The 13222-nt window shown below is 65.1% G+C and carries 11 protein-coding genes; 1 reads left to right on the top strand and 10 read right to left on the bottom strand.

Going from position 1 to position 13222, the window contains the following annotated elements; translation table 11 throughout:
• Positions 1-28 precede the first annotated feature (28 nt).
• The 10 genes from UNPA324_RS01400 to UNPA324_RS01445 form a co-directional block, all read right to left on the bottom strand.
• Positions 29-1363: an HlyD family type I secretion periplasmic adaptor subunit gene (locus UNPA324_RS01400; protein WP_141933094.1), complete on the bottom strand. Its 1335-nt coding sequence runs from the start codon at positions 1361-1363 to the stop codon at positions 29-31.
• Positions 1360-3108: a type I secretion system permease/ATPase gene (locus tag UNPA324_RS01405; protein WP_128922299.1), complete on the bottom strand. Its 1749-nt coding sequence runs from the start codon at positions 3106-3108 to the stop codon at positions 1360-1362. The genes UNPA324_RS01400 and UNPA324_RS01405 overlap by 4 nt, the downstream gene beginning before the upstream one ends.
• Positions 3109-3366: 258 nt before the next feature.
• The gene (locus UNPA324_RS01410; RefSeq protein ID WP_128922300.1) at positions 3367-3636 is read right to left on the bottom strand and encodes a GlsB/YeaQ/YmgE family stress response membrane protein; all 270 of its coding nucleotides are present in this window, start codon (positions 3634-3636) and stop codon (positions 3367-3369) included.
• Between the two features lie 113 nt (positions 3637-3749).
• Positions 3750-4727, bottom strand: coding sequence for an ABC transporter ATP-binding protein (locus tag UNPA324_RS01415; RefSeq protein ID WP_141933096.1), 978 nt, complete (start codon positions 4725-4727; stop codon positions 3750-3752).
• Positions 4724-6139, bottom strand: a complete 1416-nt coding sequence (locus tag UNPA324_RS01420) for an amidase (RefSeq protein WP_128922302.1) — start codon at positions 6137-6139, stop codon at positions 4724-4726. The genes UNPA324_RS01415 and UNPA324_RS01420 overlap by 4 nt, the downstream gene beginning before the upstream one ends.
• Positions 6136-6333, bottom strand: a complete 198-nt coding sequence (locus UNPA324_RS01425; RefSeq protein WP_018321359.1) for a hypothetical protein — start codon at positions 6331-6333, stop codon at positions 6136-6138. The genes UNPA324_RS01420 and UNPA324_RS01425 overlap by 4 nt, the downstream gene beginning before the upstream one ends.
• Complete coding sequence (locus tag UNPA324_RS01430) at positions 6330-7391, bottom strand: ABC transporter ATP-binding protein (protein ID WP_181769251.1); 1062 nt, start codon at positions 7389-7391, stop codon at positions 6330-6332. The genes UNPA324_RS01425 and UNPA324_RS01430 overlap by 4 nt, the downstream gene beginning before the upstream one ends.
• Before the next feature lie 2 nt (positions 7392-7393).
• Complete coding sequence (locus UNPA324_RS01435; RefSeq protein WP_128922303.1) at positions 7394-8296, bottom strand: ABC transporter permease; 903 nt, start codon at positions 8294-8296, stop codon at positions 7394-7396.
• Positions 8297-8504: 208 nt separating this feature from the next.
• Positions 8505-9458, bottom strand: a complete 954-nt coding sequence (locus UNPA324_RS01440) for an ABC transporter permease (RefSeq protein ID WP_128922304.1) — start codon at positions 9456-9458, stop codon at positions 8505-8507.
• 192 nt (positions 9459-9650) lie between these two features.
• Positions 9651-11309 (bottom strand): ABC transporter substrate-binding protein, encoded by a 1659-nt coding sequence (locus UNPA324_RS01445; RefSeq protein ID WP_128922305.1) that lies wholly within the window; start codon positions 11307-11309, stop codon positions 9651-9653.
• Between the two features lie 198 nt (positions 11310-11507).
• Here UNPA324_RS01445 and UNPA324_RS01450 point away from each other — a divergent pair, with 198 nt between their 5' ends.
• The gene (locus UNPA324_RS01450) at positions 11508-13103 is read left to right on the top strand and encodes an ABC transporter substrate-binding protein (RefSeq protein ID WP_141933098.1); all 1596 of its coding nucleotides are present in this window, start codon (positions 11508-11510) and stop codon (positions 13101-13103) included.
• Positions 13104-13222: the final 119 nt, after the last annotated feature.

Below are 13222 nucleotides of genomic sequence, written 5' to 3' on the forward strand. Positions count from 1 at the left end.
GCGCTCCGGGATGACGCGCTTTCGCGCGTCACTTCTCCCTGAACGCGCGCATCAACTGGTCGTGCAGCGGTTTCAACAGATAGGACAGCATGGTGCGGTCGCCGGTCTGGACGAAGGCTTCCACCGGCATGCCGGGAATCAGCTTGACGTCGCCGAGGCGGGCGATCTCCTCGGCCGGCATCGAGACGCGGATAGTGTAATAGCTCTGGCCGGTGCGCTGGTCGGTGGTGACGTCGGGCGAGACGCGGCTGACGAGGCCGTTGAGCTCGGGCGTGGTGCGCTGGTTGAACGCGGAGAGGCGCAGCAGCGTCTTCTGGCCGATCTGGAGCTTGTCGATGTCGACCGGATTGACCTTGGCCTCGACCTGGAGGTCGTCGGCCTGCGGCACGATCAGCATGAGAGCGTCGCCGGCGGTGACGACGCCGCCGACCGTGTGCACATTGGATTGCAGCACCATGCCGTCCTGCGGCGCGCGGATGTCGATGCGGCGAAGCTGGTCTTCGGCGGCAACTTTACGCTCGATCAGCTCTCCGATCTTGTCGTTGGTCTCGCGCAGGTCCTTGGAGACTTCGCTCACCACGTCCTTGTCGACCTGGATGATCTGCAGCTCGGTCTCGGTGATCTTGCCCTTGGCCTGGGCGCGTGAAGCGATGTACTGCGCGCGCTCGCCGTTGAGGCGCGCCGAGTCGCGTTCGAGCTGGGTCAGGCGCGAGAGCTGCACCAGACGCTTGTCGTAGAGATCGCGCACGCCGGTGAGCTCGTTCTGCACCAGCGCGATCTCCTGGTCCTTGGCCTTCTCCTGGGCGCTGAGACCCGCGATCTCCTCGTTGAGCTGCGTGATGCGCTCGCGCAGCTGCGCCTTCTGTCCGGCGCGGCCGTTGACGCGGACGTCGAACAGCTTGGTTTCGGCGGAGAGCAGCAGCTTCACGTCGGGATCGTCAGCGCGTTCGAGCAAACTTTGCGGAAATTCGATTTTGTCGACACCGCGCTGCTCGGCCTGAAGGCGCGCCGCGCGCGCCTGCGCGGCGTCCAGATTCTTGGTGACGATGGCAAGGTTGGCCTTGGTGACGGTATCGTCGAGCCGCACAACGATGTCGCCGGCCTTGACCAGGTCACCGTCGCGGGCGCGCACCTCGCCGACTACGCCGCCGGTCGGATGTTGCACTTTCTTGACGTTGGATTCGACCACGATCTGGCCCGGCGCGATCAGCGCGCCCGAGATCAGCACGGTCGAGGCCCAGCCGCCGAGGCCGACGATCAGCACCAGCACGATGCCAAGTCCGAGCAAGAGGTGAAACTTGATCGAGTCCCGAACGGTCTTCTTCGCGGCAGGCTTCGGGCCGCCGATGGCCATCGTGCTCATGGCTTGGCCACTCCGCCTTCACTGACGATCTTGATCGGCGCCGGCGGCGTCGCGCGCGGCTGCAGCACCTGGGCGAGCACTTGTTCCTTCGGGCCGAACGCCTGCATGCGGCCGTCGCGCAGCACCAGGACCTGGTCGACCGCCTCGACGCCGATCGGACGGTGCGCCACCACGACGACGATGGCGCCGCGCTCGCGCGCGGCGCGGACGGCGCGAGTCAGCGCCTCATCGCCTTCGGTATCGAGGTTGGAGTTGGGCTCGTCGAGCACGATCAGGAACGGATTGCCGTAGAGCGCGCGCGCCAGCGCCACGCGCTGCGCCTGGCCTGCCGAGAGCGCGGTGCCCTGCTCGCCGACTTGCGTGTTGTAACCCTCGCGCATCTTGATGATCATCTCGTGCACGCCGGCTTCTTTAGCCGCCGCGATGATGGCCTCGGACGTCGCCTCGGGATCGAACCGGCTGATGTTCTGGGCGATGGTGCCGCCGAACAATTCGACGTCCTGCGGCAGATAACCGATGTGCCGGCCGAGCATGTCGGACGACCATTGATCGAGCGCCGCGCCGTCGAGCCGCACCTTGCCGCGAACCGGCTGCCAGACCCCGACCAGCGCGCGGATCAACGACGACTTGCCGGAGCCGCTCGGGCCGATCACGCCGAGGCCGTTGCCCGCGGCGAGCGTGAAGGTGATGTCCTGCACGATGAGGCGCTGGTCGCCAGGCGGCACCATGGCGACGCCTTCGACCGAGAGCCGGCTGGTGGGCGCCTGCAACTGGGTCGGCATCGTCTGCGCCGGCATCTGCTCCAACAGGCGGGTGAGACGATGCCAGCTCTGGCGCGCGGCGACGAAGGATTTCCAGTGCGCAATGGCGAGATCGACGGGCGCCAGCGCGCGGGCGGAGAGGATTGAACCTGCGATGATGATGCCGGCGGTCGCCTCCTGGTGGATGACGAGATAGGCGCCGACCGCGAGCACGGCCGATTGCAGCATCATGCGCAGCACCTTTGCGACCGCGCCGAGACCGCCGGCGACGTCGCTCGCGCGCTGATTGCCGGCGAGATATCTTTCGTTGGCCTCGCTCCAGCGCTGGTTCATCCGGCCGGCCATGCCCATCGACACCATGACTTCGGCGTTGCGGCGGCTGGCCTGGGCGAGATCGTTGCGCTGGGCGGCAAGGCCCATCGCCTCCTTCGCCGGCTGGCGGGACATGAACTCGGTGACCAGCGTCAGGCTGACCAGGATGATGGCGCCGATCAATGCGGTGACGCCGATCATGACGTGGAAGGCGAAGCAGATGGCGAGATAGAGCGGCAGCCAGGGCAGATCGAAGAACGCGCTCGGGCCCATGCCGCCGAGGAAGGAGCGGACATTGTCGAGGTCACGCAGCGGCTGGAGACCTTCGTTGCGACTGCCGACCAGGAGCGGCAGGCGCACAATGGTGTCGAACACGCGCTTGTTGAGCGCCTCGTCCAGCGCGGTGCCGATCCGGCCCAGGATCCGGTTGCGGATCATGTCGAGCACGCCCTGCGCCATGTAGAGGAAGCCGGCGAGCATGATCAGGCCGACCAGGGTCGGAATGCTGCGGCTCGGCAGCACCCGGTCGTAGACCTCCAGCATGAAGATCGACCCGGTCAGATAGAGCAGGTTGATCATGCAGCTCATCAAGCCGACGCCGAGGAACGCCGTGCGACACGCGCGTAAGGCGTCACCGAGCTCCGAACGGCGGACGCCAGGACCGGCTGCCATCAATCTGATCTCTTTCAGGTGGGGGGCCGAAGCCCCTGATTCACGGGCAATTCAGGGTACGCGCCCCGAATTAACATCATGTTGGCGCTGCGTCCAACACGAGCCGGGTTCATTCAGAACCCCGATGCGCCACATCTACTCCCGACAGCCTGGCACGCAAGTCCGGTATTTCACAGTCTTTGCGGCTTTTTGGTGCTGAGCCGCCCCTCCCCAGGTCTGGAGAGGCGGCAAGTTCCGATTGATCGAACCGGGCGGCTGCTAGAGCCGGCCGCCACCCCGCACCAGCCGCACCACCAGCAGCAGGATGACCGCGCCGATGGCGGAATAGACGATCTCGGAGACCAGGCCCGTGCCGAGCCGGATGCCGAGCTTTGGAAAGAGAAGACTCGCCACCAGCGCACCGCAGATGCCGATCACGATGTCGCCGATAATGCCGAACCCGGCGCCCCGCACGATCTTCCCGGCCAGCCAGCCGGCGACCAGGCCGACGAACAGGATGACAAGCAAGCCTTCGTTGGAAATGTACATCGGTGGGATCCCTCTCCTTCAATGCCCGGCATGGAACGGGAACCGGGATGAATGGAGTGTGAATGGCATGATGAGGCTCGCGTTGCCGCGAGCTTGGTTCATCTCGTCCGAAACTATGACACCGCAGTGACCGGCTCCGCCAGCACGCACCGCGCCACTCGGCCCGACCCGACCTCCACATTGGCAGGCAGTTGCTCCAGGCAGCGCGGCCCGGCGAGTTTGCAGCGGGGGGCGAAGGAGCAGTTGTGGGGCTTTTCGGCCAACGAGGGCGGCGTGCCGGGGATGGTTTCAAGGCGCTGGCCGCGCTTCGCACCGTGAACGGTCGAAGCAAGCAGGCCCTTGGCGTAGGGATGCACGGGGGTGCGAACGATGTCGCGCAAGCTGCCCTGCTCCACGATCTGGCCGGCATACATCACCGCGACACGGTCGCAGATCTCGATGGCGACGCCGATGTCGTGGGTGACGAAGATCACGGACATGCCGAACTCGCGCTGCAGCTCGCGGAGCAGAAGCAGGATCTGGATCTGCACGGTGGCATCGAGCGCCGTGGTCGGCTCGTCCGCCAGCAGGATTCTTGGCCGGCAGGCGAGCGCCAGCGCGATCATGGCGCGCTGGCGCATGCCGCCGGACATCTCGTGCGGATAGACATCCAGCCGCCGTTTCGCCGAGGGGATGCGCACGACCTCGAGCATCTCCAATGCCCGGGCGCGCCCTTCCGCAAAACTCTTGCCTTCGTGGCGCACGACGCTTTCGGCGATCTGCGCGCCGATCGTGTAGACCGGATCGAGCGCGAGCGCAGGCTCCTGGAAGATCATCGAGACGGTCTGGCCGCGGAACGACGACAGCTGCTCGTCGTTCATCGCGAGCACGTCCTGCCCCATGACGCTGACCTTGCCGGAAATCAGTGCGCGCTTCTTCGGCAACAGCCGCATCAGCGCGCGCAGCGTCACGCTCTTGCCCGAACCGGACTCGCCGAGCAGGCCCAGCACCTCGCTATTCCCCAGCGACAGGCTGAGGTCGTTCACGGCATAGACCGTGCGCTCACCGGTGAAGCGGATGTTGAGCCCTGAGATCTCGACGAGCTTGGTCATGACGGCAGTTTCGGCAATCGATCGTGATAGTCGGTGACACGCTGGAAGGCGGCGCCGATGGTGAGCAGGGTCGCTTCATCGAAGGAGCGGCCGATTAGCTGCATGCCGACAGGCAGGCCGCTTTTGGTGAAGCCGGAGGGCACCGTGAGCGACGGCAGACCGAGGAAGTTCACCGGGCGGGTGAACAGCGTCAGCCGCTGCAGCAGCGCCGGGGCGTTGGGGCCGCCGCCGACATCGCTCTCCTCGATCGTCGGCGCTGGCACCGGCGAGGCCGGCGCGATCACCGCATTGACGCCGGCAGTGGCGGCGTTGTGCGCAGCCAGTGCCGGACCGCGCCAGCGCATGGCCTCCAGATAGGTGATGGCGGGAACGGCGAGGCCGTTCTGAAGCCGCATCAGGACCTGCGGGCCATAATCCTGCGGACGCTCGATCATCCAGCGCTTGTGGAAGGCGGCAGCTTCCGCGGCGAGCACGAGCTGGCTCGCCGAGGACAATTGCCGTTGATCCGGCAGCTCGACCTTGACGATGTCGGCACCCTCGCGCTTGAGCACCGCGATGGTCTCGTCCAGCACCCGCGCGACCTCAACGTCGAGATCGTCGACATAGAACGAGGCGGGTACGCCGATCTTCAGGCCCTTCAACGAGCCCTTAGTCGCCGCAACGTAATCCGACAGCGGCTCGTGGCTGCACGTCGAATCGGCGGGATCTGGGCCGGCCATCAGCGCTAGCAACAGCGCGCAATCCTCGGCGGTGCGGGCCAGCGGACCGACCGTGTCGAGCGATTGCGACAGCGGCATTGCGCCGGCGCGGCTGACGCGGCCGACCGTGGTCTTGAGGCCGGTGACGCCGCAGAAATGCGCGGGCATGCGGATCGAGCCGCCGGTGTCCGAGCCGAGCGCCGCATAAGTCAGCCGCGCCGCAACCGCCGAACCTGAGCCCGAGGACGAGCCGCCGGTGATATGGGCGACGTTCCAGGGATTGCTCACGGGGCCGTAATGGGCGTTGTGGCCGGTCGGGCCATAGGCGAATTCGGCCAGATGCAGCGTGCCGAGCCGGACCTGCCCGGCATCCTTCAGCCGCTGCAAGGCGGTGGAGGTCACGGTCGGCACGAAGTCGCGGCGGATCAGCGAACCGCAGGTCGTAACCTTGCCGGCGTCGTAATACATGTCCTTGTGCGCGAGCGGCACGCCATGCAAGGGGCCAAGGACATCGCCCTTAGCGAGCTCGGCGTCAGCGGCCTCGGCCGCCTTCAGCGCGGACTCTTCCTCAATCGACATGAAGGCATTGAGATGCGGCTGCCACTGCGCGATGCGATGCAGCAAGGCGCGCGTCACCTCATGCGAGGAGACCTGCTTCATCGCGATCGCGCGCGCGACCTCGGTCAGCGTCATTAATGCCGGCTCGGTGCTCATTTCGACACCTTCTGCGTCTGCGCGATCGGATACAGCGCCGGCTCGAGGTCGAACGGCAGCGTGCCGGCAATGGCGGCAAAGCCTTCGAAGGCAGGTCCGATGGAATTGGAGATGCGGGTCGCGATCTCGTCATCCACGGGCACGCCGGCGATCTGCGCGATCGGCTTGATCTCTTTCGGTGTCGGTCTCGTCATGCGGTTGTCTCCCTGGGCGCGCGGCTATGGCCTGAACCCGGTATCGCCATGTAGCACGCGGCCTCGTGCCCCATCTTATCGAGCGCTGTGAGCTTTGGTGTCGCATTTGCGCAGAGCGGCTCCGCAAACGGACAACGGGTGTGGAAGCGGCAGCCGGACGGCGGGTCGATCGGGTTGGGCGGATCGCCCGTGATCGGCGGCGTCTCGGTGCGCCTGTCAGGGTCGGAGGACGGCATCGCAGCAAGCAGTGCGCGCGTGTAGGGATGGGCAGGATGATCCCAGACCTGATCGACCGGACCGAGCTCGACGACCTCGCCGAGATACATCACCAGCACGCGATCACTGATGTAGCGGACGACGTTAAGATCGTGGCTGATGAAGAGATAGGTGAGGCCGAACTCGCGCTTGAGATCCGCCAGCAGGTTCAGCACCTGCGCCTCGACGGATTTGTCGAGCGCGGAGACGGCTTCATCCAGGATCACCAGACGCGGGGACAACGCAAGCGCCCGTGCGATGTTGACCCGCTGGCGCTGGCCGCCGGATATCTCGTGCGGATAACGGTTGGCGAAGTTTTCCGGGCGCAGGCCGACCTTGCCGAGCAGCTCACGCGCGAGCGTGCGCGCCGCGCCAGCGGCCATGCCGTGAACTTTTGGACCGAAGGCGATGGACTCTTCGATCGTCAGACGCGGGTTGAGCGAGGCATAGGAATCCTGGAACACCATCTGCATGCCGCGGCGCAGCTCGCGCAAGCTCAGCGATTGTCCCACGGTCATGCCGTCATAGATGATGTCGCCGGTATCGCGCGGCATCAGATGCATCAACAGCCGCGCGGTGGTCGACTTGCCGCAACCGGATTCACCGACGATGCCGACGGTCTCGCCCTTGGTCACAGTGAAGGAGACGTTGTCGACGGCGCGCACGGTGCGCTTGACGGCGAACAGCCCGCCGCGCACCGGGAAGTGTTTGGTCAGCCCGTTGACCTGCAGCAGCGGCTGCGCGACGCCGCCGCGGTCTTCGACCGGCTCGAGCATTTCGACGGATGTGTTGCTCTCGCTCATGGCTAGTTCCTGATGTCCATGGCGCTGCGCAGGCCGTCCGAGAGCAGGTTGAAGCAGATCGAGACCGCGAAGATCATCGCGCCTGGCAGCGCTGCGACCCAGGGATTGACGTAGATCGCGGTGCGGAGCGTGTTGAGCATCAATCCCCATTCCGGCTCCGGCGGTTTTGTGCCGAGGCCGAGGAAGGAGAGACCGGCGGCCAGGATCATCGAGACCGAAATGAGACTGGTGGCGTAGACGAAGATCGCGCCGAGCACGTTGCCGAGGATGTGCACACGCATGATGGTGAAGGGCCCCGCGCCGGAGGCGCGCGCGGCCTCGACGAAATCCATGTTGCGCACGCCCGTGGTGACGCTTTCGGCGACGCGGGTGATCTGCGGCACGAACACGACCGTGAGCGATACGATGGAATTGAGGATGCCGGCCCCCAGCGCGCCGGAGATCGCGATGGCGAGCAGCACCGAGGGGAAAGCGTAGAACACGTCAATCGTGCGCATGATCGCCGTGTTGAGCTTGCCGCCGACATAACCGGCAACGAGGCCGAGCGAGGTGCCGATGCCGAAGGCGAGGATCACGGGCAGGATGCCAATCACCAGCGACAGCCGTCCGCCATAGACCAGCCGCGCGAGCATGTCGCGGCCGAGCTCGTCGGTGCCGAGCGGATAGCCTGATGTGCCGATGTGGCGCAGCCGGCGGATCATCGAGCCCTTGTAGGGGTCATCGAGGCCCAGCCATGGTGCGAGGATCGCCGAGAGGAAGATCAGTAGCAGCACCAGCGCGCAGGCCATGCTGACCTTGTCGCGCCGGATGCGGCGTCCGACCGTCGCCCAATAGCCACGCGCCTTGGTCGCGGGCGCGGCCTGCAGCGCGGCGTCGGCGGTGGCGGATAGCGGAAGCTCGCTCATCGGCTGGCTCCCGGCAGAGATTGATTTGATAGATGTAAGCCAAGAAGGCAGTGCACCTCTCCCGCTTGCGGGAGAGGTCGGCGCGAAGCGGCGGGTGAGGGCTCGCTCCTCTGGGGGGTTCTCGAATGAGGAGACACCCTCGCCCCACCCCTCCCCCGCAGGCGGGGGAGGGAGCGCAGCGTTTGCGTGGTCACGGCTGCGCTCATCGTCAGCCCCGCTTGATGCGCGGGTCGATCGCGGCTTGTGCGATGTCGACCAGGAGATTGAGGAAGACGAAGAACAGCGCCAGGATCAGGATCGTGCCCTGCAACAGCGGCAGGTCGCGCTGGAAGATCGCAGAGTTGAGCAGGAAGCCCGAGCCCGGCCAGGAAAACACGGTCTCGATCAGGATCGAGCCGCCGAGCATGTAGCCGAGCTGAAGCCCCATGACCGCGAGCGCCGTGGGCGCGGCGTTCTTGACGACGTGGCGGAACACGCCGCGCTCGTGCAGCCCCTTGGCGCGCAAGGCCTCGACGAAATCCTGGCTGAGGATGTCGCCGGTCAGCGCGCGCACGGTGCGGGTGACGATACCCATCGGAATCACCGACGTCGTGATCGCCGGCAGCACCAGATATTTCAGATGCGCCCAGTCCCAGGCCCAGGAGTTCGAGCCGTTGGGACCGGCGCCGACCGCGGGCAGCCAGTTCAGCTGCACGGAGAAGATGATGACGAGCAGCATGCCGAGCCAGTAATGCGGCACCGACACGCCGGCGATGGCGAAGGAGGTCGCGACCTTGTCGATCCAGGTCTCGCGAAAATAGCCGGCGATCAGGCCGAGCAGGATGCCCATGGTGAAACCGATGATGGCTGCGGCGATCGCCAGCGTGACGGTGTTACCGACCGCGCGCAAGACCTCGGCCAGCACGGGACGGCCGGTGGCGATGGAATTGCCGAGATCGCCATGCAGGGCTCGAAGCAGCCAAAGCCCGAACTGCACCGGCAGCGGGCGATCGAAGCCGTAGGCGGCGCGCAGCTGCGCGGCGAGCTCCTGCGACGCGTCGGCCGGCAGCACGGCGACGAGCGGATCGCCCGGCGTGATGTGCACGAGCAGGAAACACACCAGCGCGACGCTGATGACGATCGGGACGACATAGACGATGCGTCTGGCGATATAGGCGAGCACGTTAGGCTACTCAATTTGGAGCGAAATTATCCCAGCCGTCATGGCCGGGTTTGACCCGGCCATCCACGTCTTTCCGCCAGCAAGGTCACTCCAGAGCGCCCGCAGGGAGAACCCGGAATAACAGAGCTAGCAGAACGACGTGGATGCCCGGGTCAAGCCCGGGCATGACGCGCTGATAGAGCGAAGGCCGCCTCACTGCGCGATCGACACCAGCGAGAAGTCGATGAACCAGCTCTTCGGCTGCACGACGCCTGTGACCTTCGGGCTCATCGCGCGCGGGCCGACGTCGTGGGCGACGTAGAGGAAGGCGGCATCGTCGACGGAGGCCGCGTGCAGCTCGGCGAGCGCGGCGTCGCGTGCGGCGGGATCGAAGGTCTGACGCGCCTTCTTCACCAGCTCGTCGAACTTGGGATTGTTGATGAAGCCCCAATTGTTCGAGACCGGCGGTGCCATGCCCGATTGCAGGAATCGCACCAGCGCGAAGAACGGATCCATCGCGGCATAGGTGACGTTGGTGGCGTTCGAGCCGTTTGCGCTGGGATCCTTGGCACCGCGGCGCCAATTGGTGAACAGCGTGTTCCACTCGATGACGTCAAGCTTCACGTCGAAATAGCATTCGGCGAGTGCCTGCTGCAGATATTCGTTCATCGCCAGCGGCTGCATCTGACCGGAGCCGGAGGCCGAGGTCTGCGTCTTCACCGTCAGCTTCTTGCTGGGACCGAAGCCTGCTTCCTGCATCAGCTTCTGGGCGGCGGCCTTGTCATATTTGATCTCGAACGTCGGCTTGCCGCGCCAGGGATGGCCGGGCTCGAAGGTGCCGGTCGCCGGCACCATCAGTCCGGCAAGCAGGCCGTCCCTGAGGCCTTCGCGATCGACGCAGAGGTTCGCCGCCTTGCGCACGCGGATGTCGTTCCAGGGCGAGCCCTCGACCCGCGAGAATTGCCAGGGCCAGACATGCGGCTGCTCATTGGCGTAGAGCTTGAAACCGCGCTGCTTGAGCTCGGGCAGCGCATCCGGTGCGGGCGCCTCGACCCAATCGACCTGCCCGGAGAGCAGCGCCGCGGTGCGCGCGTTCGCTTCGGGCATCGGCAGCAGCACCATCCTGTCGACCTTGGGCACGCGCGCTTTGTCCCAATAGCTCGCGTTCTTCACCAGCTCGAGCCGCTCGCGCGGCGTGAAGCTCGCCATTTTCCACGGACCGGTGCCCGCGGCGTCCTTCGCAAACGCAGTCCAGGCGGCCTGCGACTTCGCCTTGGCATCGGCGCCTTCCGCCTTGTCGTAGAAGTGCTGCCACTTCGCCGGGCTCGCCATGAACAAATTGGTGAGATTGATCGGCAGAAAACTGTCGGGCTCCTTGGTGGTAAGCTCGACCGTCATGTCGTCGATCTTCTTCGCCGAGGCCAGCGTCGGCATGCGCGAGGCCGTAACGCCGACCTGGCTGGCGTCGAATTGCGGCGCATCCTGCTTCAGCACCTTCTCGACGTTCCACACCACCGCGTCCGCGTTGAACGGCGAGCCATCGTGGAAGGTCACGCCGGGGCGCAGCTTGAAGACCCACTTGGTCTTGTCGGCATCATCGACCTTCCACTCGGTCGCAAGGCCAGGGATCACCACGCTCGCCTTGTCCGCAGAGGACAGGTCCCAACCGGTCAGCGCGTCGTACATGGTAAGGCCGGTGAAGCGATTGCCTTCAAAGCCCTGATCGGGCTGGCCCAGCGTGCGCGGAATATCGGCAGCGGTCATGCCGATGCGCAACACGGTCTCCGCGCTGACCGCACGCGGCCAGGCAGCCGCCGTCGTTAGAGCGAGCACCGCGATCAATGCCGCGCGCGTGTTCTTCTTCGTAAGCATCGCCTCAATCCTTTTCCGGCTTCGATGACTATTTTTGATGCAATCGTATGCAATGGCTATGCCAAAGAGAAACTTATTCTGCAATTTAGGCCTGCGACGACAAGTCCTTGTGGCTCGCAGGCGGGTTCACGCGCCGCGCTGCCTATTCTGGCATCAAGATTGCAGGTTCGCTCTCGAAATCCCTGGGAGCGCTAAGCCATGCGTATTCGTCTATCGATTTGTCTCGCCGTGCTTGCGCTGGCGTCGTCCGCAATCTCGGCGCGCGCAGAAACCGTGGTGCGCTACGGCATCTCGATGGCGGACATTCCGCTGACCACGGGTCAACCCGATCGCGGCGCCGGCGCCTATCAGTTCACGGCGTACACGATCTACGATCCGTTGGTGGCCTGGGAGATGGACGTCGCCGACCGCCCCGGCAAGCTGGTGCCGGGGCTTGCGACCGAGTGGAAGGTGGACGACGCCGACAAGACGAAGTGGCGCTTCACGCTGCGCAAGGGCGTGACCTTTCACGACGGCAGCGCGTTCAATGCCGATGCGGTGATCTGGAATCTGGACAAGGTGCTCAACGACAAGGCGCCGCAATTCGACAAACGGCAGAGCGCGCAGGTGAAGACCCGCCTGCCCTCCGTCGCCAGCTACGCCAGGATCGACGACTTCACGGTGGAGATCACCACCAAGACCGTCGATTCGTTCTTCCCTTATCAGATGCTGTGGTTTCTGGTGTCGAGCCCGGCACAGTATGACAAGCTCGGCAAGGATTGGGACAAGTTCGCCAGCCAGCCCTCCGGCACCGGCCCGTTCAAGCTGACCAAACTGGTGCCGCGCGAGCTCGCCGAGCTCAGCAAAAATCCGGACTATTGGAACAAGAAGCGCATTCCCAAGGCCGACAAGATCGTGCTGGTGCCGATGCCGGAAGCGCTGACGCGCACCAATGCGCTGCTTGCGGGGCAAGTCGATCTGATCGAGACGCCGGCACCCGATGCCGTGCCGCAGCTCAAGGCCGCCGGCATGAAGCTCGTCGACAACGTCACGCCGCATGTCTGGAATTATCACCTGTCCGTGCTGCCGGGCTCGCCCTGGACCGATATTCGCCTGCGCAAGGCGCTGAACCTCGCGATCGATCGCGACGCGGTGGTCGGCTTGATGAATGGCCTCGCGAAACCCGCCAAGGGCCAGGTCGATCCGTCGAGCCCATGGTTCGGCAAGCCGAGCTTCGAGCTGAAATACGATCTCGCTGCGGCGAAGAAGCTGGTCGAGGAGGCCGGCTACTCCAAGGCGAAACCGCTGAAGGCCACCTTCATCATCGCGCAAGGCGGCACCGGCCAGATGCTGTCGCTCCCGATGAACGAATTCCTGCAGCAGAGCTTCAAGGAGATCGGCATCGACATCGACTTCAAGGTCGTCGAGCTCGAGACGCTCTATACGCACTGGCGCAAGGGCGCGGCCGACGAGATGAACGCCGGCATCACCGCCAACAACATCGCCTATGTCACCTCCGACCCGCTCTATGCCATCGTCCGCTTCTTCCATTCGGGTCAGATCGCGCCCGTGGGCGTCAACTGGGGCGGCTACAAGAACCCTAAAGTCGACGCGCTGATCGACGAGGCCAAGCAGACCTTCGATTCCGTCAAACAGGACGAGCTGCTGGCGCAGGCGCACGCCCTGATCGTCGATGATGCCACGCTGGTCTGGGTCGTCCACGACACCAACCCACACGCTCTGTCGCCGAAGGTGAAGCAGTTCGTGCAGGCCCAGCACTGGTTTCAGGATCTGACGACGATCGGGATGGAGTGAGGGCAGTCTACCGCGTCAAACACAGCTGTTGTCCCGGGCAAGTATCAGCGCAGACGCGGGCCCCATAACCACAGGGAGCGGTTTGGCGAAGACCTGCAGTTTCCGATCTCGCGCCACAA

This window comes from Bradyrhizobium sp. UNPA324 (genome assembly GCF_006658635.1).
Classification (GTDB): Bacteria; Pseudomonadota; Alphaproteobacteria; order Rhizobiales; family Xanthobacteraceae; genus Bradyrhizobium; species Bradyrhizobium nanningense.

What these genes read in the sequence shown, in the direction of transcription:
- UNPA324_RS01400 (WP_141933094.1), bottom strand. Translation starts at nt 1,363, where the DNA reads ATGAGCACGATGGCCATCGGCGGCCCGAAGCCTGCCGCGAAGAAGACC.
- UNPA324_RS01405 (WP_128922299.1), bottom strand. Translation starts at nt 3,108, where the DNA reads ATGGCAGCCGGTCCTGGCGTCCGCCGTTCGGAGCTCGGTGACGCCTTA.
- UNPA324_RS01410 (WP_128922300.1), bottom strand. Translation starts at nt 3,636, where the DNA reads ATGTACATTTCCAACGAAGGCTTGCTTGTCATCCTGTTCGTCGGCCTG.
- UNPA324_RS01415 (WP_141933096.1), bottom strand. Translation starts at nt 4,727, where the DNA reads ATGACCAAGCTCGTCGAGATCTCAGGGCTCAACATCCGCTTCACCGGT.
- UNPA324_RS01420 (WP_128922302.1), bottom strand. Translation starts at nt 6,139, where the DNA reads ATGAGCACCGAGCCGGCATTAATGACGCTGACCGAGGTCGCGCGCGCG.
- UNPA324_RS01425 (WP_018321359.1), bottom strand. Translation starts at nt 6,333, where the DNA reads ATGACGAGACCGACACCGAAAGAGATCAAGCCGATCGCGCAGATCGCC.
- UNPA324_RS01430 (WP_181769251.1), bottom strand. Translation starts at nt 7,391, where the DNA reads ATGAGCGAGAGCAACACATCCGTCGAAATGCTCGAGCCGGTCGAAGAC.
- UNPA324_RS01435 (WP_128922303.1), bottom strand. Translation starts at nt 8,296, where the DNA reads ATGAGCGAGCTTCCGCTATCCGCCACCGCCGACGCCGCGCTGCAGGCC.
- UNPA324_RS01445 (WP_128922305.1), bottom strand. Translation starts at nt 11,309, where the DNA reads ATGCTTACGAAGAAGAACACGCGCGCGGCATTGATCGCGGTGCTCGCT.
- UNPA324_RS01450 (WP_141933098.1), top strand. Translation starts at nt 11,508, where the DNA reads ATGCGTATTCGTCTATCGATTTGTCTCGCCGTGCTTGCGCTGGCGTCG.